The sequence below is a fragment of the Nocardioides pini genome (assembly GCF_026712185.1).
In the GTDB taxonomy this organism is placed as follows: domain Bacteria; phylum Actinomycetota; class Actinomycetes; order Propionibacteriales; family Nocardioidaceae; genus Nocardioides; species Nocardioides pini.
Genome location: NZ_JAPPUX010000006.1, coordinates 84,621 through 105,011, shown reverse-complemented (window position 1 = coordinate 105,011; position 20,391 = coordinate 84,621). Strand labels below are relative to the sequence as shown.

The following is a 20,391-nucleotide window of genomic DNA, read 5'->3' as shown; positions in this document are numbered from 1 at the left end:
GCCCAGACAACCGGGGGTTTTCGATGGACTTCATGACGGCGGTGCGCACGTGCCTGTCCAAGTACGTCGGCTTCTCGGGCCGCGCACGGCGCTCCGAGTACTGGTACTTCGCGCTGTTCACGTTCCTGGTCGGCATCGTCACCAGCATCCTCGACGTCGTGCTCGGCACGGACTACGAGAGCGCTGCCAGCGGTGGCCTGATCAACACCCTCGTGAGCCTCGCGCTGTTCCTGCCGTCCCTCGCCGTGGGCGTGCGCCGGCTCCACGACACCGACCGCAGCGGCTGGTGGATCCTCATCGGCATCATCCCGATCATCGGCTGGATCCTGCTCATCGTGTGGTTCTGCACCGACTCCAAGCCCGACAACCAGTACGGCCCCAACCCGAAGGGCCAGACCTCCGGTGCCGCGGGCGACTACCCGCCCCCGCCGGCCTACGGCAGCGGCCAGTACGGCGGCTGACGGCCCGCACCGCCCGGCGCCCGGCGTCGGCGACCTCCTAGCGGTCGGGCCACACCTCGGGCGAGCACGCCGCCACGATCGCGCGCCGGGCGGCACGGCCCAGCGGCTGCAGGAGGTCGCGGCGCCGCTCCACCTCGTACGACGACAGGGCACCACCGTCGTCGACCAGCGCCAGGTCGACGATGGCCCACGCCTGCAGGCCGCGGGCTGCGAGCTCGACGCACCGCGGGGGAGTGCCGAGCGGGGCGTCCACGGCCGGGCGGTGGTGGAGGTTCATCAGCGCGTCGGCGGCCTCCGGGCGCCAGCGCGCCACGTCGAGGTCGGCCAGGTCGCCCGCCGCGCCGACGAGGGCGGCGCGCAGGGTGCGATCGGCCTCGCCGACGTCGGGCAGCTGGCGGCGCGAGGCCTCCAGGGGACGCCACTGCACCGTCTCGCCCTGCTCCTCGGGCACCAGCCCCAGGTCGCCCACCACGACGGCCTGCCCCGCCTCGAGCGCCGTGCTGTTGAAGTCGCGCGGGCCGCCCAGGCCCAGCGGGTCGCCGTCGACCGGCAGCGCCAGGCCGGCGTACGACGCCCCGGTGCCCCGCGCGCGCACCAGCAGGTCGAGCGCCGACCCGCCCATCAGCAGGTGGGTGTCGACGGCGAGCACGTCGAGCACGTGGTCGGTCTGCTCGTGCCCGCGCAGCCATGCGGTCAGCCACCAGGCGAGGGTCGCCGAGTGGGGGAGGGCGAGGGCGGAGCGCGACATCGCGGGCGAGGCTACTCGCCGTCCCGCGCCGCCGTGTCCGCGGCGTCGGCGTGACCGGTGCTGGATAGGGTGACGCGCATGGTCGCCGTCATCGAGTTCGCAGGGGTCACGGTGCGCCGGGGCCGGACGCTGCTGCTCGACGACGTGAGCTGGCTCGTCGAGGAGGACGAGCGCTGGGTGGTCCTCGGGCCCAACGGCGCCGGCAAGACGACCCTCCTCCAGGTCGCGGCCGCGCAGCTGCACCCGACCTCGGGTGTCGCCGGCATCCTCGACGAGGTGCTCGGCACGACGGACGTCTTCGAGCTGCGCCCGCGCATCGGCCTGACCAGCGCGGCGCTCGCCGACCGGATCCCGCGGTCCGAGCTGGTCAAGGACGTCGTCGTCTCCGCCTCCTACGGCGTGCTGGGGCGGTGGCGCGAGGAGTACGCCGACCTCGACCACGACCGCGCCGCGGAGCTGCTGGCGGAGGTGGGCGCCGCCCACCTGGCCGAGCGCACGTTCGGCACCCTGAGCGAGGGCGAGCGCAAGCGCGTCCAGGTCGCCCGGGCGCTGATGACCGACCCCGAGCTGCTGCTGCTCGACGAGCCGGCCGCGGGCCTGGACCTCGGCGGTCGTGAGGACCTGGTGGCGACGCTGTCCCGGCTGGCCCTCGACCCCGACTCCCCGGCGACCGTGCTGGTCTCCCACCACGTCGAAGAGATCCCGCCCGGCTTCACCCACGCCCTGCTGCTGCGCGAGGGGCGGGTCGTCGACTCCGGGCCGGTCGAGGACGTCGTCACCGCCGAGTCGCTGTCGGAGACCTTCGCGATGCCGCTGGTGCTGAGCCGCTCGGACGACCGTTTCGCGGCTCGCCGGCGCCCCGCGGAGCGCGTCGTTCCCGCCTGACGTCACGCCCCACTGGATAGGGTCGGACCATGGACTGGATCCGCGACCACCTCTGGGAGACCTGGCTCGGTCTCTCGATCGTGCTCGGTGTGGCGGAGATGTTCAGCCTCGACCTGATCCTCGCGATGCTCGCCGCAGGAGCCGTGATCGGGATGATCGCCGCCATCATCGGTCTGCCGGTCTTCGTCCAGATCCTCGCGGCGCTGGCCGCGTCCATCGCCATGCTGGCCTTCGTCCGGCCGGCCTTCGTCAAGCGGCTCCACAGCGGTCCCGAGCTCGCGCTCGGCCACGGCAAGCTGGTCGGCACCCGCGCGCTCGTCACGCAGGAGATCACCGCCCTGGCCGCGGGTCGCATCAAGGTGGCGGGCGAGGTGTGGTCGGCCCTGCCCTACGACGAGCACCTCACCATCGCACCGGGTGAGACCGTCGAGATCTTCCAGATCAAGGGCGCGACCGCCTACGTCCACCCGGTGGGCACGCTCGAGCCCTGACCCGGCCTCGTACGCCGCCCACGACCGCTCCACCGCCAGCCACAGCAACTCACAAGATCGGGGGGAACCCATGGGGACTGCACTACTGGTCCTGCTCCTGCTCGTCGTCCTGTTCGTCGTCGTCATGCTCGCGAAGACGGTCCGCATCGTGCCCCAGGCACGCGCGGGCATCGTCGAGCGCTTCGGCAAGTACAAGGGGACGCTGCCCGCGGGGCTCAACATCGTCATCCCGTTCATCGACCGGCTCCGCTACCTCATCGACCTGCGCGAACAGGTCGTGTCGTTCCCGCCGCAGCCCGTGATCACCGAGGACAACCTCGTCGTCTCCATCGACACGGTCATCTACTTCCAGGTCACCGACCCGGTCGCCGCGACCTACGAGATCGCCAACTACATCCAGGCGATCGAGCAGCTCACCATGACCACGCTGCGCAACATCGTCGGTGGGATGGACCTCGAGGAGACGCTCACCAGCCGTGACTCGATCAACTCCGGCCTGCGTGGCGTCCTCGACGAGGCCACCGGCAAGTGGGGCATCCGCGTCAACCGTGTCGAGCTCAAGGGCATCGACCCGCCGCCGTCGATCAAGGACTCGATGGAGAAGCAGATGCGCGCCGACCGCGAGAAGCGTGCCGTGATCCTCACCGCCGAGGGCCAGCGCCAGGCCGCGATCCTCACCGCCGAGGGCTCCAAGCAGTCGCAGATCCTCAACGCCGAGGGTGACCGGGAGTCGCAGATCCTGCGGGCCCAGGCCGACCGGGAGGCGCAGATCCTGCGTGCCCAGGGTGAGGGACAGGCCATCCAGACGGTCTTCCAGGCCATCCACGACGGCCAGCCCGACCAGTCGCTGCTGGCCTACCAGTACCTCCAGATGATGCCGAAGATCGCCGAGGGCAGCGCCAACAAGGTCTGGGTCATCCCCTCGGAGATCACCAAGGCGATGGAGGGCCTCGGCTCGTCGATCCACGAGATCGCCGGCATCCCCAAGGACGCCACGCCGCGCACGCGCGTCGACATGGGCTCGTCGGAGCCTCAGCTGCCGCGCTCGTCGGACGACCCGGAGACCCGGGCGACCAACGAGGCCGTGCAGCAGGCGATCGCCGCGGCCGAGAGCGCCGCCAACCCGGGCCGCACCGCGAAGTCGATCGACCCGGCCGCGACGGCCACGGACCCGCTGTCCGCGCCGGCCGACACCGATGAGCCGGGAGCACCTGCCGGCCAGTGAGTCCGACCGAAGCGGTGCTGGTCGCCCTCGCAGGAGTGGCGGCCGGCACCATCAACACCGTCGTGGGGTCGGGGACGTTGATCACGTTCCCGACCCTCCTCGCGTTCGGCGTCCCCCCGGTGACCGCCAACGTCAGCAACACCGTCGGGCTCGTCCCGGGGAGCATGTCCGGGGTCTTCGGCTACCGCCGCGAGCTCGCCGGACAGGGGGCGCGGGTGCTCCGGCTGGGGACGGCGTCGCTGCTCGGCGGGATCGCCGGAGCGCTGCTGCTGCTCTGGCTGCCGTCGTCCGCCTTCGACGCGATCGTGCCCGTGCTCATCGCGCTCGGGGTCGTGCTCGTCGTCCTCGGTCCGCGCATCCAGCGCTCCGTCGCCGCCCGCGCCGAGTCGCGCGGCGGCATCCCCGACCACGGGGTCTGGTGGGTCTGGCCGGCGGTCGCCGCCGCAGGGATCTACGGCGGCTACTTCGGGGCGGCCCAGGGCGTACTGCTGATGGCGATCCTCGGCATCGGCGTCGCCGACTCGATGCAGCGGCACACCGCCACCAAGAACGTCCTCGCCCTCGTCGTCAACGCCGTCGCCGCGCTGGTCTTCATCGCCGTCGCCGACATCGACTGGACCGTCGCCGGCCTGATCGCCCTCGGCTCCGTCGTCGGTGGCCAGATCGGCGCGACCGTCGGGCGGCGCCTGCCGCCCACCCTGCTCCGCGCCGTCATCGCCGCGGTCGGCGTCGTCGCGCTCGTCGCGCTGCTCACCTGAGCGGCCTCGCCCCGCGGCAGCGCCTGTCTGGACCGGGTGCCGGCACCTCGCGGGGAGGCCTACCCTCGAGGGGAGGTGGTTCGCATGGTGTTCTGGCTGATCCTGGCGCTGCTCGCCCTGTTCTTCGCCTGGTCGTCCTGGGTGCTGCACAGGCGGAGCCAGACGCCGGCGTGGCGGGACACGCCGACGGACACCGATCTGGGTGGACCGATGCGCGGGGACGGTTCCTGACCCTGCTCGCCAGCCCGTCCTCGGCGGGGGTCAGTCCGTCTCCACCCACGCCTCGAGCCACGTGCCCAGCACGTCGTACGCCTGGGCGCGCACGGCGGGACGCGACAGCACGACGTCGTGGATCGCGCCATCGATGGCCACGGAGGTGACGTGCGTGCCGACCGACGACGCCCAGCGACGGATCTGCTCGACGTCGAGCACGATGTCGTGGGTGGCGGCGGTCTCCTCGGTCTGCTCGCCGAAGTGCGACCGGGCCGACGACAGCACGAGCGTCGGGGCGTCGATGCCGAGACCGGCGTGCAGCAGCGCGTGGCCGCGTCGTACGGCGCGCAGCCACCCGACGTAGACCGGGCGCGAGTCCAGCGGCTTCCAGGTGAGGTCGTAGTCCCACTCTCCTGCGTGCTCGCGGTGCAGCGAGCGGCCGTAGACGGTGCTGACCCGGCGCGGGATCTCCTGCATCGGCCGGCTCGTGCCGAGCCGCTCGATCGCCAGGCGCGCGGCCGGGCTGCGGAGCCAGGCGGCCCCCTGCATGTCGAACCACGGCGAGTTGAGCACCATCGCCGCCAGGTCGGAAGGCCGCCGCTCGGTCACCCAGAGCGGGACCGTCAGGCCGCCGGTCGAGTGCCCGGAGGCGATCACCTCGCGGTGCCCGTCGCGCTGGGTGATGCGCCACCACGCCAGGTCGATCTCCGCGAAGTACTCACCGAGGTCGGCGACGTAGTGCGGGGTCTGGTGCTCGCGCAGCGACCGGCCGTACTTCCGGAGGTCGAGCGCGTAGAAGGCATAGCCCCGGTCGGCCCACCAGCGGGCGTACTCGGTGTGGAAGAAGTAGTCGGCGAACCCGTGGACGTGCAGCACCGCACGGCCGTTGGGGCGCTCGGGCGCCAGCGTCACGAGCGTCGCGACGACAGGGCCCTCGGGGTCGGGCGGGAGGGAGATCGTCTCCACCCGGAAGTCAGGTCCGAGGATGTCGGCCTGCGGCGGGACCAGAGGCATGGGAGGAGACTATCGATCGGCGCTCACTTTCCCGGTTCCACCTCGGGGAACCTCTGTCGAGCCCTAACCTTCGGTCGTGTCGAGTGCCTTGGGGTCCGTGGCGCGCGGCATCACGTCGTACGTCCAGCAGCGCGTGGAGGGCTGGCGCACCGGCTCGCGTGGCAGCCAGGTGTTCCTCCTGCTGGTCTTCGTCGCCCTCGTCGGCGCCGCCGTCGGCGTCGGGGAGGTGGCCCGGGTCGTCGTCCCGGTGTCGCTGTGGTTCCTGGTCCTGATGCTCGGGCTGATGCTGCTGCGCTTCGTCCCGCTGCTGCTGCTCGTCGTGGTGCTGGTCGCCGCCGCCTACTGGACGTCGGTGGAGACGGGCTTCGCGACGCCGAGCCGCGGGTCCGCGCTGGTGATCCTCGCCGTGGGCGTGCTCCTGGCGATCTACCAGTCGAGCCGCCAGCGCTCGGGCCTGCCGATGGCGCTGAGCGAGGCGGTGCTGACCCAGCTGCGCGACCGCCTGCAGCGCCAGGGCGTGGTCCCGCCGCTGCCCAGCGGCTGGCGCTCGGAGTCGGCGACGATCACCGCCAACGGCCCCAGCTACGCCGGCGACTTCCTCGTCGCCGACCTGCGCGAGGGGCGGTGGCTGGAGATGGCGCTCGTCGACGTGTGTGGCAAGGGCACGTCCGTCGGCCCCCAGGCGCTGCAGTTCGCCGGGGCGCTCGGCGGCCTGATCGGCGCCCTGCCGCCGGCCGAGCTGATGGCGGCGGCCAACCACTTCCTGCTGCGCCAGGAGTCCGACGAGTCACTGGCCACGGCCGTGCACGTCAAGGTCGACCTCGTCACCGGCGACTACACGATCACCAGCGCCGGCCACCCGCCGGCGCTCCACTGGCACCTCGGCCAGCGGGGCTGGGCCGTCGACAACGCGCGCGGCATGGCGCTCGGCGTGATCGACGACGCCGAGTTCACCCCGAGCCGCGGCCGGCTCCGACCCGGCGAGGCGCTCATGTTCTACACCGACGGCGTCATCGAGACCGCCGACCGCGACCTCGACGAGGGCATCGACTGGCTGCGCCATGCCGCACTGCAGGCCGTCGACGCCCGCGGCTTCACCGGCATGCCGAAGCGCGTGCTCAAGAAGGTGCCGCGCGGCGACGACGACCGCGCCATGTTGGTGCTCGAGCGGCAGCCGCTCACGTCGCCCGAGCTGGACTCGGAGCGCGCCCGCAGCCTCGGCGCCTGAGTCAGGCGTCGCGCGAGTAGAGCTCGCGGATGACGTCCTCGATGGCAGGCTCCTGGATCGAGAGGTCCGCGACGTCGTACGACGCTGCGACGGCCGCCACGACCGGCGCGGCGCTCGCGTCGGCCGGGAACGACAGCCACTGGCGCGGCCCCTCGACCCGGCGCACCGTGGCGCCGGGGACCTCGATGGGCGGTGCCTCGTCGACGAGGTCGACGACGAGCATGCGCGACGACCCGCCCTGGGCGTGCAGCCCGGCGAGCGGGCCGTCGTAGACGGAGGTGCCGTGGTCGATCACGATCACCCGGTCGCACAGCGCCTCGATGTCCTGCAGGTCGTGGGTGGTGAGGAGGAGGGTGGTGCCTCGCTCGTCGTTGAGTGCCCGGAGGAACTCGCGCAGCCGCCCCTTGCTCACCACGTCGAGGCCGATCGTCGGCTCGTCCAGGTAGAGCACCTCGGGGTCGTGGAGCAGCGCAGCCGTGATGTCGCCGCGCATCCGCTGGCCGAGGCTGAGCTGCCGCACGGGGGTGTCGAGCTGGCCGCCCAGGTCGAGCAGGTCGACGAACCGGTCGAGGTTGTCGCGGTAGCGCGCGGGAGGGATCCGGTACATCTTCTGCAGCAGGTCGAAGGAGTCGCGCAGCGGCAGGTCCCACCACAGCGTCGAGCGCTGGCCGAAGACCACCCCGATGCGGCGGGCGAGCTCGACCCGGTCGCGGCTCGGGTCGAGGCCGGCGACCCGGACCTGCCCGCCGGTCGGCACGAGGATCCCGGTGAGCATCTTGATCGTCGTGGACTTCCCCGCGCCGTTCGGGCCGATGTAGCCGACCATCTCGCCGGCCGCGACGGTGAACGTCAGGTCGTGCACGGCGAGCACGGAGTCGCGCACCCGGCGGCGCCGTCCCTCGACCCGGCGGCGTACGTCGAAGGTGCGCTCGAGGGCGCGCACGTCGATCAGCGGCTCGTGCTGGGACCTGGTGAGGGACATGGGTCAGCTCCCGGTGGAGGTGTAGTGGCGGACGCCGGAGCGCCACACGAGCAGGGCGGCGGCCATCGTCAGCACGCCCGCGACGGGCGAGGCGAACTGAAACGCCTCGGGCATGCCCGTCGGGTCCGAGCGGCCGAGGAGGTAGAGGCAGGGGTACCAGTTGACGAAGGCGACGGGGATCACGAACGTCAGCCCGACGAGCACCTCGCGCGGGAAGATGGTGAGCGGGTACTGCGTGACCGTGGCGCCGCCGTAGGTGAAGGCGTTCGCGAACTCGGTGGCGTCGGTGGTCCAGAACTGGACGCACGAGAAGCCCACGAAGAGCCCGAAGAACACCAGGCCGCCGCTGACGAGCATCCACAGGGCCACCACGACGCGCGACGGGGTCCAGTCGACGTAGGTGCACGCCCACCCGAAGACGATGGCGGCCTGCGTGAGCCGTCCGAGCCGGCGCAGGGTGAACTGGTCGGCGCACACCTGCACGAGCAGCGGCACCGGCTTGGTCATCATCTGGTCGAGGCGGCCGGTCCGGATGTAGGCGCCGATCCGCTCGACGCTGCCGATGGCCGTGTCGGCGACGGCCAGCGCGAGCGAGGCGCTGCCGTAGAGCAGCGCCACCTCGGGGAGCGTGAAGCCCGCGAGGTCGTCGAGGTGGGCGAACATGATCCAGAGGCCGACGAAGTCGAGGGCGGTGATCAGCCCGTTGCCCACGGCCAGCAGCACGAACGACGTCGGGTACTGCCACGCCGCGCGGATCCACAGCCACGCGATCTGGAGGTAGGAGCGCAGGTGGAGCGCGGGTCCGGACTCAGCCACCCTGGACCACCACCTTGCGCGTCGCCAGGCGCAGCACGCCCTGGCAGGCGGCCAGCAGCACGACGGCCCAGACCACCTGGAAGCCGAGCGCGGCCACGAGGTCGGAGCCGGTGTGCTTGCCGAGCCACACGTCGGCGGGGACCTGCACGTACGACGCCCACGGCAGCGCCTGCGCGAGCGTGCCCAGCCACCCGGGGAACAGCACGAGGGGGAGCATCATCCCGCTGAAGAAGATCGCGAAGGCCCCGCTCATCACCTTCACGCCCGACTGGTCGAGCAGCCAGAAGGAGGTGCAGGCGACGAGGAACCGGATCGCGAAGCTCACCACCACCGCGAGCACCAGCGAGATCGCGAACGCGAGGGCCGTCAGCGGGGAGGAGGGCAGGGAGATGTCGAACACGACGAAGCCGATGACCGTGGGACCGACTCCCCGGGTGAGCAGGTGGTACGCCGCGCGGCCGAGGTCGCTCGCGAGGTACCACCCGACCAGCCCCACGGGCCGGTAGAGGTCGATCGCCACGTCACCGGTCCGGACGCGCTCGGCGAGGTCGTCGGTGGTGCCGCCGCCCCAGAGCGCGATCGTCATGAGCAGCGCCTGGCCCAGCCACACGTACGTCACCGCGTCCTGGGCGTCGTACCCGCCGGCGGTGGGGTTGGCCTTCCAGAGCGCGAGGTAGGCGTAGGAGTAGATGATCCCGAACACCGAGTTGGTGAAGATCCCCGCGAGGGTGGCAGCCCGGTAGGTCGAGTAGCGGCGGAACGCGCGGGTCGCGACGGCGACGTGCAGCATCAGCTTCCCCCCTCACGCGATCGATCCCCGGCCCACCCACGAGGGGGCCGGGGATCGTCTCACATCGGAGCGGTGCGGTGCACCTCAGCCGTGGCGAACGAGGTTGACCACGCCGATCGTGCGCCCCTGGGCGTCGCGCGTGATGGCGACGCCGGCCCGCCTGGCCCGCGGGCTGAGCAGGATCTCCCGGTGGCTGGGGGAGTCGAGCCACAGCGACACCATCGTGTCCGGGCTCAGGTCAGTGCCGCGCACGAGCGTCTCCCCGGCCCACGAGTTGTCGCACTTGCGGATCACCTCGCGCTGGTCGCGGTGCTCCAGCACCCCGGTCCGGGCGATGCGGGCGCCCCACTGCTCGGCGAGCTGGTCGGTGCACACGTCGAAGTTCCAGATCTTGCGCAGGCCGTGCTCGGCGCGGGCCTCGTTGATCCGGACCATGAGGGCGTCCTCGAGCCGGTCGCTGCCCGCATCGACCGCGACGACGGAGGCGGTGCGGGGCGCGGACCACGTGACCGCCTCGGCCGGCACGGCAAGAGCGGCTCCGGCGCCGGCCGTGAGAGCGGCGGCGAGGCCCAGGCCGGCCAGGCGGGAGAGGAGGCGGGAGTGCGGCACGGGGGTGTCCTTCGGGAAGATCCACGATCAGGAAGTCGGGTGAATCTTGATGGAATCTCGTGGAATCAGGTGTTGACCCTAGGTAGGGCATGTGTCTCATGTCGAGCCGACGGCGGCAATACCCGCCTCATGCGGAAGGTTTCATCAAATTTTGGCAAGTCCGTCGTCGGTACAGATGAAAACGGCTTGACGGTTTCTGCATGGCGGAAACGCGAAAAAAGAGACCCGTGGTCTGGACCTCTGGGGTCCAGCCACGGGTCTCGCGGGACGGATGGGGCGGATGTGACCAGTGGGGCGTCAGGCCACCGGTCTGGCCGCGTGGTCGGTCAGTGCTGGTAGGTGCCGTGCAGGATGGCGCGGCCGAGCGTCTTGAAGGCGAGGTTGAAGGAGACCACCGCGTTGGACGCGTCCGCGTCGACGCCGAGCGAGGCGTCCTTCACCGCGTGCACGACGAAGAAGTAGCGGTGCGGGTGGTCGCCCTGCGGCGGTGCCGCCCCCATGAAGCCGGCTTCGCCGCCGTCGTTCCGCACGTGGAAGGCCTTGCCCGGCAGGTCGCCCGACGCGGCGCCGGTGTCGAGGGAGGTGACGTCCGCCGGGATGTCGACCAGGCACCAGTGCCAGAACCCGCTGGGCGTGGGAGCGTCCGGGTCGAAGCAGGTCACCACGTAGGACTGGGTGCCCTCCGGAGCGCCCGACCAGCTCAGCTGCGGCGAGGTGTTGCCGCCGTCGGCCACCTGGTCGTCCTTGAGGGGCGCGCCGTCGGTGACGTCGGTGCTCGTGACGGTGAAGGACTCGGTCGCGGGCAGGTAGTCGTAGGGATTGGGGGCCACGGGTCGCTCGATGCTCATCCCTCGAACGTAGCGACCGGCCCGCGGCCCCGAAAGGGACAATCGGGGCATGACCCAGCGCGGTGCCGACCCCCATCCCTACCTGGCGGGGCTCGTGCTCACCGGTCGCAAGGTCGTGGTCGTGGGCGGCGGGCACGTCGCGCAGCGACGCGTCTCCGGCCTGCTCGGCGCCGGTGCCGACGTGACGGTGGTCAGCCTCGACGTGACGCCGGCGCTCGAGGGGCTGAAGGGCGAGCTCACGCTCGTGCTGCGCGAGTTCACCGAGACCGACCTCGACGGCGCCTGGTACGTCGTCGCCGCGACCGACGACCCCGAGGTCAACGTCCGCGTCGTCGCCGCCGCCGACGCCCGCCACACGTTCTGCGTCCGCGCCGACGACGCCCTGGGCGGCACCGCCTGGACCCCGGCCGTGGGCCACCACGGCACCGTCACGGTGGGGGTGCTCGGCAACCGGGAGCCGCGGAAGTCGGCCTCGCTCCGCGACGACATCGTCAGCGCCCTGCGCGACGGCCACCTGACGGCGTCGGGGGCGCTCGACCGCAGCCCGGGCGTCGTCCTGGTGGGCGGGGGACCGGGCGAGCCGGAGCTCGTCACCGTGGCGGCTCGTCACGCCCTCGCGACGGCCGACGTGGTCGTCGCGGACCGGCTGGCGCCGCGCGAGCTGCTCGACGAGCTCGGCCCCCACGTCGAGCTGATCGACGTGGCCAAGCTCCCGCGCGGGCGCTCGGCCTCCCAGCAGACCATCAACGAGGTGATCGTCGACCGTGCCCGGGCGGGCAAGCGGGTGGTGCGCTTCAAGGGAGGCGACAACTTCGTCTTCGGTCGCGGCTACGAGGAGCTGCTGGCGTGCGCGGCCGCCGACGTGCCCGTCACCGTCGTCCCCGGGCTGAGCTCCGCGATCGCCGTCCCGGCCCGCGTCGGCATCCCGGTGACGCACCGGGGGATCGCCCACGAGTTCACCGTCATCTCCGGCCACCTCCCGCCCGGCCACCCCGAGTCCCTGGTGGCGTGGGACGCGGTCGCCGGGCTCCGGGGCACGCTCGTCCTGCTGATGGCGGTCGACAACGCGCCCGCGATCGCGGAGGTCCTGCTCGCCGGCGGTCGCGATCGCGCCACGCCCGTCGCCGTCATCGTCGACGGCACCATGCCGACCGAGCGCACGGTCCTCAGCACGCTCGGCCGGCTGGCCGAGGACCTGGCCGCCCACCGCGTCGTGCCGCCGGCGATCATCGTGGTGGGCGAGGTCGTGGCCGTGGCGCGTCCGGCACACTACGGGCGTGACTGACCCCGTCGAGCTGGACGACCCCGGCGACCCGCGCCTGGCCGACTACCGCGACCTGCGCGACGTCGAGCTCCGCAAGAGCCTCGAGGCCGAGCACGGCCTGTTCCTCGCCGAGGGGGAGAAGGTCGTACGCCGTGCGGTCGAGGCCGGTCACGACGCCCGGTCGTTCCTGATGGCGCCGCGGTGGCTCGACGGCCTCGCCGACGTGCTCGAGCGCAGCCCCGCGCCCTGCTACGTCCTGTCCGAGGCGCTCATCGAGCAGGTCACCGGCTTCCACGTCCACCGCGGCGCGCTGGCGTCGCTGCGCCGCCGGCCGCTGCCACCCGTGGACGAGGTGCTCGCCGGCGCACGCTCCGTGCTGGTGCTGGAGGACCTGGTCGACCACACCAACGTCGGCGCGGTCTTCCGCTCCGGCGCCGCCCTCGGCTTCGACGCGGTGCTGCTGGCGCCGCGGTGCGCGGACCCGCTCTACCGCCGCTCGATCAAGGTCGGCATGGGTGCGGTGTTCTCCACGCCGTGGACCCGCCTGCCCGACTGGTACGACGCGCTGCCGGACCTCTCCCGCCGCGGCTTCACGACGGTGGCCCTGACGCTCGGTCCCGACTCGATCCCGATCGAGGAGGCCGTCGCCGGCGTCGACCGCCTCGCGCTCGTGCTGGGCTCGGAGGGCCACGGCCTGTCGTCGCGCTGGGAGTCGTCGGCCGACCGCCGCGCGGTGATCCCGATGGCGGCCGGCATCGACTCCCTCAACGTCGCGGCGGCCAGCGCCGTGGCCTGCTACGCCGCCGCCCGCCGCTGAGGAGTCAGGACAGCCGGTGCCGCAGCCGGCGAGCGGCCACGACGACCACCGCGACGCCGATCAGCCCGTAGACGACGTTGCTGGCGGGACCGACGTACCCCTCCACGACGTGCCACTGCTCGCCGAGCTCGTAGCCGGCGAGGATCAGCGCGGCGTTCCAGACCAGGCTGCCCGCGGTCGTGAAGACGCAGAACCGCAGGAGCGGCATCCGGTCGATGCCGGCGGGGATGGAGATCAGGCTGCGGACGCCCGGCACCAGCCGGCCGACGAAGACCGCCGTCCGTCCGTGCCTGCTGAACCAGGCGACGGCCCGACGGACGTCGTGGGCGTGCATCAGCGGGATCCGGTCGGCCAGCGCGCAGATGCGCTCCAGCCCCCAGGCCGCCCCGAGCCAGTAGAGGACGAGCGCCCCCACCAGCGAACCGGCCGTCGCCCAGGCGACGGCGGCGAGGACGCTGTAGTAGCCCTGGCTGGCGGTGTAGCCGGCGAGCGGCAGCACCAGCTCGCTCGGGACCGGCGGGAACACCGTCTCGAGGGCGGTGGCGAGGCCGACCCCGGGGGCGCCGACCGTGCGCATGACGAGCACGACCCAGTCGAGCACTGCCTCCATGTCCTACGCCGCCCTCAGCCGCGCTGCCGCAGCGACTCGTGGAGCACGATCGAGCCCGCGACGGCCGCGTTGAGGGACGAGGCCGTCCCCACCATCGGGATCGCGACGACCTCGTCGCACGCCGCGCGCCACCCGGCGGACAGGCCGTGGGTCTCGTTGCCGACGACGACCACCAACCGCCCCCGGAGGTCCGCGTCGGCGAGGACGGTGCCGTCCTCGTCCGCGCCGACGATGCGGTAGCCGTGCGCGTGGGCGTGCTCGACGACCGGGCCCGGACCGGGCACGCGCAGCACCGTCAGGGCAAAGAGCGACCCGGTGCTGGCGCGCACGGCCTGCGGGTCGTAGGGATCGGCGGCGTGGCCGGTGACCACGAGCGCGGAGGCCCCGAACGCGTCGGCCGAGCGGGCGAGCGTGCCGATGTTGCCGGGGCTCGTGGGGCGGTCGAAGACGACGACGGGACCGTGCGGGCGCCGCGACTCCTCGAGTCGCGCGACGCCGTCGTCGGGCATCTCGACGACCGCGACCAGCTCGGCACCCTCCTCGCGACCGCTGAGCCGCGCGTGCAGCTCGGGGGAGAGCAGGACCCGCTCGGCGTCGGTGGTCGACCAGAGGTCGTCGGACCACGCGGAGGCGGCGCCGTCGGCGCGCAGCAGGGCGCGCACCGTCCAGCCCTCCTCCACGGCCCGGGTGATCGGGCGGACGCCCTGCACCAGGAACTCGCGGTTGCGGTGGCGCTTGGAGCGGTTGGTCAGGAGCGCCTCCCACTGCTGGAAGCGCGCGTTCTCCCGGGTGATGCGCAGCTCGGCCATCGCGCTCAGCCGGTGGCGTGGGCGGGCCAGGACAGCGGGTAGTCCTCGGCGGCGGCGTCGTGCTTCTTCGTCAGCCGCTTGCGGGACTTCGCCGAGAGCCGGTCGCCGAAGACGGTGCCCAGGGTGTGGTCGGTCTCGTGCTGCAGGCACCGGGCCAGCAGGCCGTCGCCCTCGAAGGAGACCGGCTCGCCGTCGAGGCCCTGGCCGTCGACGCGCGCCCAGTCGGGGCGGGGGCACGGCTCGAAGGAGCCGGGGAAGGACAGGCAGCCCTCGTCGTCGTCCTCGAGGCGGCGGTCCTTGCCCTCGGGGAGCGTGAGCACGGGGTTGCAGACCACGCCGACGGTGCGCACGCCCTCGTCGTCGGGGCAGTCGAAGACGAACATCGCCACGTCCTCGCCGATCTGGCACGCCGCCAGCCCGACGCCCTCGGCGGCGTACATCGTCGCCACCATGTCGGCGGCCAGCGCGCGGAGCGCGTCGTCGTACGTCGTCACGGGGGCCTGGGGGCGGTGCATCACCGGCGTGCCCCAGCGGGTGATCGGGCGGATGCTCCCGCCCTCGGGCAGGGGGCCGTGGGGTGCCCGCGGAGCGGGTCCGGTGCCGGCGCGGGCGTCGATCGGCTGCTCGTCGGGCATGCGGGGATCCTAGCCAGCCGTGTGGGCGCCACCCGCAGCGCGTCGGGGTGCTGGCGGTATGTGTAACTCGGAGTTACCTTGGGGCCATGTCCTTCATCAGCAGCCTCCGGCCGGGTGGCCGCCACGGGTTGTCGTCCCGGGAGAGCCGCGACGCGATCGGCCTGGCGGTCGCCGCTGTCGGGCGGCTGGCGCAGAGCGACCTCATCGACCGGGTGGGCCTGCGCAAGCGGGCCGAGCAGGCGGTCTACTCGACCACCCGAAACGGCTTCCGGGTGGCGACCGCCGCCGGGCGGACGTTCGCCCGCGCCGGTCGCAACACCCCCGGCGCCCGTCCCGCGAGTGCCGCGTCGCGTGGCGTCTTCGACCTCGCGCCCACCGACGACGAGGCGATGCTCCTCGAGGTGGTCCGCGACCTGGCGGCCGAGGTCGTGCGGCCGGCCGCCGCCGCGGCCGACGAGGCCTGCTCGCCCCCGGCCGGTGTCCTCACGGCCGCGCAGGACCTCGGGCTCGCCACCCTCGGCGTGCCCGAGGAGCTCGGCGGGATCATGGACGAGCGCTCGGCCACCGCCGGGGCCCTCGTGGCCGAGGCGCTCGCGCACGGCGACATGGGCCTCGCCGTCGCCACCCTCGCCCCCGGGGCCGTCGCCACCGCCATCGGGCTCTGGGGCACCGACGCCCAGCAGCAGACCTACCTGCCCGCGTTCACCGGCGGCAGCGGGGCCGTCCCCGTCGCCGCGCTGACGATCGCCGAGCCGACGGTGCTCTTCGACCCCTTCGACCTCGCGACCACCGCGGTCCGCGACGGCGACGGCTTCGTCCTCGACGGGCTGAAGTCGGCCGTCGTGCGCGGAGCCGACGCCGAGCTGTTCGTGGTGGCGGCGATGCTCGAGGGCACTCCGGCGCTGTTCCTCGTGGAGTCCGGCGCCGACGGGCTCGAGGTGGAGGCCGACCCGTCGATGGGCGTGCGCGCCGCCGGGATGTCGCGCCTGCACCTCACGGGCGTGCGGATCGGTGCCGACGCACTGCTCGGCGACACCGACGGCACCGCCTACACCGAGTGCGTACGCCTCTCGCGCCTCGCGTGGTGTGCCCTGGCGGTCGGCACCGGGCAGGCGGTGCTCGACTACGTGAAGCCCTACGTCAACGAGCGCGAGGCGTTCGGCGAGCCGATCAGCCACCGCCAGTCGGTGGCGTTCATGGTCGCCGACATGGCCATCGAGGTGCAGGCGATGCGCCTGCTCACGTGGAAGGCCGCCTCGCGTGCCACCCGCGGCCAGGACCACGCACGCGAGGTCGGACTGGCCCGGCAGCTCTGCGCCGAGAAGGGGATGCGGATCGGCCTCGACGGCGTCCAGCTCCTCGGCGGGCACGGCTTCGTCAAGGAGCACCCGGTCGAACGGTGGTACCGCGACCTGCGGGCCGTCGGCGTGATGGAAGGTGCGGTGCTCGTCTGATGATCAACCTGGAGACCCCCAAGAAGCACGCGACGCTCATCGACCAGGCCCACCAGCTGGCGATGAACATGCTCCGGCCGATCTCGCGGAAGTACGACCGCGCCGAGCACACCTACCCCAAGGAGCTCGACATGCTCGCCGCGCTGATCGACGGCGTGTCCGAGACCGGGGCCACGAGCGGCGCCGGCGCGGGCGGCGTACGACGTGACACCGCCGCCGACGACGGCGCTGACGGCGGCGGCGGCAAGGTCCGCAACGGGACCAACCTCGCCTCCGTCCTCTCCGTCGCCGAGATGTGCTGGGGCGACACCGCGCTGCTGCTCTCGATGCCCCGCCAGGGCCTGGGCAACTCCGCGATCGCGTCGGTCGCCAACGAGGAGCAGCTCGAGCGCTACCGGGGCACCTGGGCGGCCATGGCGATCACCGAGCCCGGCACCGGGTCCGACTCCGCCAACATCACCACCACGGCGGTGCAGGACGGCGACCACTACGTCATCAACGGCGAGAAGATCTACGTCACCTCCGGCGAGCGCGCCGACTCGGTGGTGGTCTGGGCGACGCTCGACAAGGACCTCGGCCGGGCAGCGATCAAGTCCTTCCTGGTGCGCAAGGACAACCCCGGCCTGAAGGTCGAGCGGCTCGAGCACAAGCTCGGCATCCGCGCCTCCGACACCGCGGTCATCACCTTCACCGACTGCCGCGTGCCCGCGGAGGACCTTCTCGGCTCGCCCGAGATCGACACGAAGTCCGGCTTCGGCGGCGCGATGGCGACCTTCGACAACACCCGCCCGCTGGTCGCCGCGATGGCCGTGGGGTGCGCCCGCGCGGCGCTCGACCTGACCCGCGACCTGCTCGAGCAGGCGGGCGTGGTGATCGACTACGACCGCCCGGCGCAGTCGCAGTCCGCCGCCGCGGCGACGTTCCTGCGGCTCGAGGCCGACTGGGAGGGCGCCAAGCTGCTGATGATGCAGGCGGCGTGGATGGCCGACAACCGCAAGCCCAACTCGCTCGAGGCCTCGATGGCGAAGGCGAAGGCCGGACGGGTCGGGTCCGACGTGACGCTGTCGTGCGTGCAGCTGTGCGGCACCCTCGGCTACAGCGAGTCCGAGCTGCTGGAGAAGTGGGCCCGCGACTCCAAGATCCTCGACATCTTCGAGGGCACCCAGCAGATCCAGCAGCTGATCGTGGCCCGCCGCGTGCTGGGGCTCACGAGCGCCGAGCTCAAGTAGCGCCCCGCGCACGACGAAGCCCCTCCCGCGGTGCTGCGGGAGGGGCTTGGTGTCGTGAGGGTCAGGAGACGGACTTGAAGGGGTCGTGCTCGGACAGGATCCGGTCGACGCGGGCCTGGTCGATGCGGGAGACCACGTAGCTGTCCTCCTGGGCGTCGCGGACGCACTTGGCGAGGGTGAAGCTCGACGTCGTGAGGAACATGGTCCCGAGGCCGAGGAAGGCGCGGATCCACGGGTCGACCGGGAGGTAGAAAATCGCGAAGATCATGGTCAGCAGCGCGACGGCGAAGGAGACGCCGGCCTGCAGGAAGAAGGCGTTGGTGTTCTTGGTGGGAGTCGAGGAGGCCATGGGTCAACCGTCGTGCGCCGGCCGCCTCACGGGAGCCGCAGGCCTACCCGATCCCGGCTGAGTACCTGCGCTCAACCGCTCCGAGTACGTTCGGCGCATGCCGGACCAGCCATCCCACATGACGCCCGAGGAGTTCCGCCGCCACGGGCACGCCGCCATCGACTGGATCGCCGACTACTGGGCCTCGCTCGACGACCTGCCCGTCCGCGCGCAGGTCGACCCCGGCGACGTACGACGCCTCCTGCCGGCGTCGGCCCCGGACGTCGGCGAGCCGTTCGACGCGCTGCTCGACGACCTGGACCGGGTCGTCGTCCCCGGGCTCACCCACTGGCAGCACCCGCGCTTCTTCGCCTACTTCCCGGCCAACTCCTCGCCGGCCGCGATCCTCGGCGACCTCCTCTCCAGCGGCATCGGCGCGCAGGGGATGATCTGGGCGACGAGCCCGGCGGTGACCGAGGTCGAGCAGGTCGTGCTGGACTGGTTCGCCGAGGCGCTCGGGCTCCCGGACGCGTTCCGCAGCGACGGTGCCGGTGGCGGTGTCATCCAGGACACCGCGTCCACGGCGACGTTCACCGCACTGCTCGCCGCGCTGCACCGCGCCAGCGGGGGAGACGTACGACGTCACGGCGTCGGTGGCGCCGGGTGGCGGGTCTACGGGTCGACGCAGGCCCACTCGTCGCTGGTGAAGGCCGCGATGATGGCCGGCCTCGGCGAGGACGCCGTCCGCACCGTCGCGGTCGACCCGGCGACGCAGGCGATGGACGTCGACGCGCTGCGCGCCGCGATGACGGAGGACACCGCCGCCGGGCTGCGGCCGGTGATGGTGCACGTGGCGGCCGGCACTACGTCGACCGGCGCGATGGACGACATCGCGGCCGTCGCCGACGTCGTGCGGGACCGGGGCGTGTGGCTGCACGTCGACGCGGCCTGGGCCGGCGTCGCCGCGGTCTGTCCCGAGCACCGCAGCCACCTCGCCGGCGTCGAGGACGCGGACTCGTTCGTCACCAACCCCCACAAGTGGCTGCTGACGACCTTCGACTGCAGCACCTTCTGGGTGCGCGACCGCGCGGCCCTGACCGGGGCGCTGTCGATCCTCCCGGAGTACCTCCGCAACGCGGCCACCGAGTCGGGCGAGGTCGTCGACTACCGCGACTGGCACCCGCAGCTGGGGCGACGGTTCCGCGCAATCAAGCTGTGGGCGGTGCTGCGCACCTACGGGGTGGAGGGGTTGCGCGCGCACGTCCGCAGCGGTGTCGCCCTCGCGGAGCACGTGGCCGACCTGGTCGCCGCCGACGACCGCTTCGAGATGGTGACCGAGCCGTCGCTGTCCCTGGTGGTCTTCCGGCTCACCGCCGGCGACGAGCAGACGATGGCGGCGATGGAGGACGTCAACGCCTCGGGCGAGGCGTACCTCTCGCACACGACGGTCGAGGGTCGGGCGGCGATCCGGCTGGCCGTCGGCAGCTGGCGGACGACGGAGGCCGACGTCGACCGCACGTGGCGCGCCCTGCAGCAGGCGGCTGGCAGGGTGTCGTCATGAAGCTCTTCGCCGACACGCCCCTCCGCCGCACGCTGCAGGTGGTCGCCGACGTCCTGTTCGTCGTGTGGCTCGTGCTCTGGGTCTGGATCGGCATGGCCGTCCACGACGGCACCGAGCAGCTGGCCGCGCCTGCCCGGCAGACCGACTCGGCGGCGACGTCGATGGCCGAGCAGCTGCGCGACGCAGGCGGGCGGCTCGGCGAGGCGCCGCTGGTCGGTGACGAGCTCGCGGTCCCCTTCGACCGCGCCGCGGACGCCTCCGACGGGCTCGCCGCGGCGGGGCGCGACACGGTCGAGGCCGTCGAGCGCCTGGCGCTGCTGCTCGGCCTGTCGGTCGCGCTGATCCCGATCCTCATCGTGTCGGCGATCCACCTGCCCCTCAGGTGGCGCTTCATCCGTGAGGCGACGGCCGGGGCGAAGTTCATCGACGCGTCCGAGGACCTCGACCTCTTCGCGCTGCGCGCGCTGGCCAACCAGCCGATGCACGTGCTGGGGAGGGTGAGCGACGACCCGGCCGGTGCCTGGCGTCGTCGCGACTCGGACGTCGTACGACGCCTCGCTGCGCTCGAGCTCGCAGACGTCGGGCTGCGTCCGAAGAACCTGCCGGCCGCGTAGAG

Annotated in this window: 24 protein-coding genes; 13 read left to right on the top strand and 11 right to left on the bottom strand. The window is 72.6% G+C overall.

The window, feature by feature from the left end:
• Positions 1 to 23 precede the first annotated feature (23 nt).
• Entirely contained in the window at positions 24 to 461 is a 438-nt protein-coding gene (locus NYO98_RS20270) for a DUF805 domain-containing protein (RefSeq protein ID WP_268113672.1), read from the top strand.
• A 37-nt stretch (positions 462 to 498) separates the two neighbouring features.
• Here NYO98_RS20270 and NYO98_RS20265 read toward each other — a convergent pair whose 3' ends face one another.
• Positions 499 to 1,209 (bottom strand): hypothetical protein, encoded by a 711-nt coding sequence (locus tag NYO98_RS20265; protein ID WP_268113671.1) that lies wholly within the window; start codon positions 1,207 to 1,209, stop codon positions 499 to 501.
• A 78-nt stretch (positions 1,210 to 1,287) separates the two neighbouring features.
• Between NYO98_RS20265 and NYO98_RS20260 the strand changes: the two genes are divergently transcribed.
• The 5 genes from NYO98_RS20260 to NYO98_RS20240 all read left to right on the top strand — a co-directional run bounded on the left by NYO98_RS20260 (position 1,288) and on the right by NYO98_RS20240 (position 4,799).
• A complete protein-coding gene (locus tag NYO98_RS20260; protein WP_268113670.1) occupies positions 1,288 to 2,094 on the top strand; it encodes an ABC transporter ATP-binding protein in 807 nt (268 codons plus the stop codon).
• 29 nt (positions 2,095 to 2,123) lie between these two features.
• Complete coding sequence (locus NYO98_RS20255; RefSeq protein WP_268113668.1) at positions 2,124 to 2,585, top strand: NfeD family protein; 462 nt, start codon at positions 2,124 to 2,126, stop codon at positions 2,583 to 2,585.
• Between the two features lie 70 nt (positions 2,586 to 2,655).
• Positions 2,656 to 3,810 carry an SPFH domain-containing protein gene (locus tag NYO98_RS20250; RefSeq protein ID WP_268113667.1) on the top strand — a complete coding sequence of 385 codons (1,155 nt, stop codon included), beginning with the start codon at positions 2,656 to 2,658 and terminating at the stop codon, positions 3,808 to 3,810.
• Positions 3,807 to 4,568: a sulfite exporter TauE/SafE family protein gene (locus NYO98_RS20245; protein ID WP_268113666.1), complete on the top strand. Its 762-nt coding sequence runs from the start codon at positions 3,807 to 3,809 to the stop codon at positions 4,566 to 4,568. Before NYO98_RS20250 ends, NYO98_RS20245 begins: the two co-directional genes overlap by 4 nt.
• Positions 4,569 to 4,652: 84 nt before the next feature.
• Positions 4,653 to 4,799, top strand: coding sequence for a hypothetical protein (locus NYO98_RS20240; protein WP_268113665.1), 147 nt, complete (start codon positions 4,653 to 4,655; stop codon positions 4,797 to 4,799).
• A 30-nt stretch (positions 4,800 to 4,829) separates the two neighbouring features.
• Here the strand turns inward: NYO98_RS20240 and NYO98_RS20235 are convergent, their stop codons facing one another.
• Entirely contained in the window at positions 4,830 to 5,795 is a 966-nt protein-coding gene (locus NYO98_RS20235) for an alpha/beta hydrolase (protein ID WP_268113664.1), read from the bottom strand.
• Between the two features lie 76 nt (positions 5,796 to 5,871).
• Here NYO98_RS20235 and NYO98_RS20230 point away from each other — a divergent pair, with 76 nt between their 5' ends.
• Entirely contained in the window at positions 5,872 to 7,023 is a 1,152-nt protein-coding gene (locus tag NYO98_RS20230; protein WP_268113663.1) for a PP2C family protein-serine/threonine phosphatase, read from the top strand.
• Position 7,024: 1 nt separating this feature from the next.
• On the opposite strand, the gene NYO98_RS20225 is transcribed toward NYO98_RS20230, so the two are convergent.
• The 5 genes from NYO98_RS20225 to NYO98_RS20205 all read right to left on the bottom strand — a co-directional run bounded on the left by NYO98_RS20225 (position 7,025) and on the right by NYO98_RS20205 (position 11,068).
• Entirely contained in the window at positions 7,025 to 8,005 is a 981-nt protein-coding gene (locus tag NYO98_RS20225; protein WP_268113662.1) for an ABC transporter ATP-binding protein, read from the bottom strand.
• Positions 8,006 to 8,008: 3 nt separating this feature from the next.
• Positions 8,009 to 8,821, bottom strand: coding sequence for an ABC transporter permease (locus NYO98_RS20220; protein WP_268113660.1), 813 nt, complete (start codon positions 8,819 to 8,821; stop codon positions 8,009 to 8,011).
• Positions 8,814 to 9,611 carry an ABC transporter permease gene (locus tag NYO98_RS20215; protein ID WP_268113658.1) on the bottom strand — a complete coding sequence of 266 codons (798 nt, stop codon included), beginning with the start codon at positions 9,609 to 9,611 and terminating at the stop codon, positions 8,814 to 8,816. The genes NYO98_RS20220 and NYO98_RS20215 overlap by 8 nt, the downstream gene beginning before the upstream one ends.
• A gap of 84 nt (positions 9,612 to 9,695) precedes the next feature.
• Positions 9,696 to 10,220 carry a CAP domain-containing protein gene (locus tag NYO98_RS20210; RefSeq protein ID WP_268113657.1) on the bottom strand — a complete coding sequence of 175 codons (525 nt, stop codon included), beginning with the start codon at positions 10,218 to 10,220 and terminating at the stop codon, positions 9,696 to 9,698.
• Between the two features lie 326 nt (positions 10,221 to 10,546).
• A complete protein-coding gene (locus tag NYO98_RS20205) occupies positions 10,547 to 11,068 on the bottom strand; it encodes a YbhB/YbcL family Raf kinase inhibitor-like protein (protein WP_268113656.1) in 522 nt (173 codons plus the stop codon).
• A 49-nt stretch (positions 11,069 to 11,117) separates the two neighbouring features.
• Here NYO98_RS20205 and cobA point away from each other — a divergent pair, with 49 nt between their 5' ends.
• Entirely contained in the window at positions 11,118 to 12,353 is a 1,236-nt protein-coding gene (cobA, locus tag NYO98_RS20200) for a uroporphyrinogen-III C-methyltransferase (RefSeq protein WP_268113655.1), read from the top strand.
• Entirely contained in the window at positions 12,346 to 13,149 is an 804-nt protein-coding gene (locus tag NYO98_RS20195) for a TrmH family RNA methyltransferase (protein WP_268113654.1), read from the top strand. Before cobA ends, NYO98_RS20195 begins: the two co-directional genes overlap by 8 nt.
• A 4-nt stretch (positions 13,150 to 13,153) precedes the next feature.
• Here the strand turns inward: NYO98_RS20195 and NYO98_RS20190 are convergent, their stop codons facing one another.
• From NYO98_RS20190 to def, 3 genes are read right to left on the bottom strand one after another with little or no spacing between them, the layout of a single operon-like run.
• On the bottom strand, positions 13,154 to 13,759 hold the full coding sequence (locus tag NYO98_RS20190) for a DedA family protein (protein ID WP_268113653.1): 606 nt from the start codon (positions 13,757 to 13,759) through the stop codon (positions 13,154 to 13,156).
• A gap of 14 nt (positions 13,760 to 13,773) precedes the next feature.
• Positions 13,774 to 14,568, bottom strand: a complete 795-nt coding sequence (locus NYO98_RS20185; protein WP_268113652.1) for a TrmH family RNA methyltransferase — start codon at positions 14,566 to 14,568, stop codon at positions 13,774 to 13,776.
• Between the two features lie 5 nt (positions 14,569 to 14,573).
• A complete protein-coding gene (gene def / locus NYO98_RS20180) occupies positions 14,574 to 15,203 on the bottom strand; it encodes a peptide deformylase (RefSeq protein WP_268113651.1) in 630 nt (209 codons plus the stop codon).
• Positions 15,204 to 15,289: 86 nt separating this feature from the next.
• Here def and NYO98_RS20175 point away from each other — a divergent pair, with 86 nt between their 5' ends.
• Both NYO98_RS20175 and NYO98_RS20170 read left to right on the top strand, forming a co-directional pair.
• Positions 15,290 to 16,657, top strand: coding sequence for an acyl-CoA dehydrogenase family protein (locus tag NYO98_RS20175; RefSeq protein ID WP_268113650.1), 1,368 nt, complete (start codon positions 15,290 to 15,292; stop codon positions 16,655 to 16,657).
• Positions 16,657 to 17,886, top strand: a complete 1,230-nt coding sequence (locus NYO98_RS20170) for an acyl-CoA dehydrogenase family protein (RefSeq protein WP_268113649.1) — start codon at positions 16,657 to 16,659, stop codon at positions 17,884 to 17,886. Before NYO98_RS20175 ends, NYO98_RS20170 begins: the two co-directional genes overlap by 1 nt.
• 61 nt (positions 17,887 to 17,947) lie before the next feature.
• On the opposite strand, the gene NYO98_RS20165 is transcribed toward NYO98_RS20170, so the two are convergent.
• Entirely contained in the window at positions 17,948 to 18,235 is a 288-nt protein-coding gene (locus NYO98_RS20165) for a YiaA/YiaB family inner membrane protein (RefSeq protein ID WP_268113647.1), read from the bottom strand.
• Positions 18,236 to 18,332: 97 nt separating this feature from the next.
• Here NYO98_RS20165 and NYO98_RS20160 point away from each other — a divergent pair, with 97 nt between their 5' ends.
• Both NYO98_RS20160 and NYO98_RS20155 read left to right on the top strand, forming a co-directional pair.
• Positions 18,333 to 19,775, top strand: coding sequence for a pyridoxal phosphate-dependent decarboxylase family protein (locus tag NYO98_RS20160; protein ID WP_268113646.1), 1,443 nt, complete (start codon positions 18,333 to 18,335; stop codon positions 19,773 to 19,775).
• Positions 19,772 to 20,389 carry a hypothetical protein gene (locus NYO98_RS20155; RefSeq protein ID WP_268113645.1) on the top strand — a complete coding sequence of 206 codons (618 nt, stop codon included), beginning with the start codon at positions 19,772 to 19,774 and terminating at the stop codon, positions 20,387 to 20,389. The genes NYO98_RS20160 and NYO98_RS20155 overlap by 4 nt, the downstream gene beginning before the upstream one ends.
• Positions 20,390 to 20,391: the final 2 nt, after the last annotated feature.

Coding starts and splice junctions, on each gene's coding strand:
- NYO98_RS20155 (WP_268113645.1), top strand. CDS start 19,772: ATGAAGCTCTTCGCCGACACGCCCCTCCGCCGCACGCTGCAGGTGGTC.
- def (WP_268113651.1), bottom strand. CDS start 15,203: ATGCCCGACGAGCAGCCGATCGACGCCCGCGCCGGCACCGGACCCGCT.
- NYO98_RS20175 (WP_268113650.1), top strand. CDS start 15,290: ATGTCCTTCATCAGCAGCCTCCGGCCGGGTGGCCGCCACGGGTTGTCG.
- NYO98_RS20225 (WP_268113662.1), bottom strand. CDS start 8,005: ATGTCCCTCACCAGGTCCCAGCACGAGCCGCTGATCGACGTGCGCGCC.
- NYO98_RS20160 (WP_268113646.1), top strand. CDS start 18,333: ATGCCGGACCAGCCATCCCACATGACGCCCGAGGAGTTCCGCCGCCAC.
- NYO98_RS20270 (WP_268113672.1), top strand. CDS start 24: ATGGACTTCATGACGGCGGTGCGCACGTGCCTGTCCAAGTACGTCGGC.
- NYO98_RS20255 (WP_268113668.1), top strand. CDS start 2,124: ATGGACTGGATCCGCGACCACCTCTGGGAGACCTGGCTCGGTCTCTCG.
- NYO98_RS20240 (WP_268113665.1), top strand. CDS start 4,653: ATGGTGTTCTGGCTGATCCTGGCGCTGCTCGCCCTGTTCTTCGCCTGG.
- NYO98_RS20205 (WP_268113656.1), bottom strand. CDS start 11,068: ATGAGCATCGAGCGACCCGTGGCCCCCAATCCCTACGACTACCTGCCC.
- NYO98_RS20170 (WP_268113649.1), top strand. CDS start 16,657: ATGATCAACCTGGAGACCCCCAAGAAGCACGCGACGCTCATCGACCAG.
- NYO98_RS20215 (WP_268113658.1), bottom strand. CDS start 9,611: ATGCTGCACGTCGCCGTCGCGACCCGCGCGTTCCGCCGCTACTCGACC.
- NYO98_RS20190 (WP_268113653.1), bottom strand. CDS start 13,759: ATGGAGGCAGTGCTCGACTGGGTCGTGCTCGTCATGCGCACGGTCGGC.
- NYO98_RS20250 (WP_268113667.1), top strand. CDS start 2,656: ATGGGGACTGCACTACTGGTCCTGCTCCTGCTCGTCGTCCTGTTCGTC.
- NYO98_RS20265 (WP_268113671.1), bottom strand. CDS start 1,209: ATGTCGCGCTCCGCCCTCGCCCTCCCCCACTCGGCGACCCTCGCCTGG.
- NYO98_RS20165 (WP_268113647.1), bottom strand. CDS start 18,235: ATGGCCTCCTCGACTCCCACCAAGAACACCAACGCCTTCTTCCTGCAG.
- cobA (WP_268113655.1), top strand. CDS start 11,118: ATGACCCAGCGCGGTGCCGACCCCCATCCCTACCTGGCGGGGCTCGTG.
- NYO98_RS20185 (WP_268113652.1), bottom strand. CDS start 14,568: ATGGCCGAGCTGCGCATCACCCGGGAGAACGCGCGCTTCCAGCAGTGG.
- NYO98_RS20260 (WP_268113670.1), top strand. CDS start 1,288: ATGGTCGCCGTCATCGAGTTCGCAGGGGTCACGGTGCGCCGGGGCCGG.
- NYO98_RS20235 (WP_268113664.1), bottom strand. CDS start 5,795: ATGCCTCTGGTCCCGCCGCAGGCCGACATCCTCGGACCTGACTTCCGG.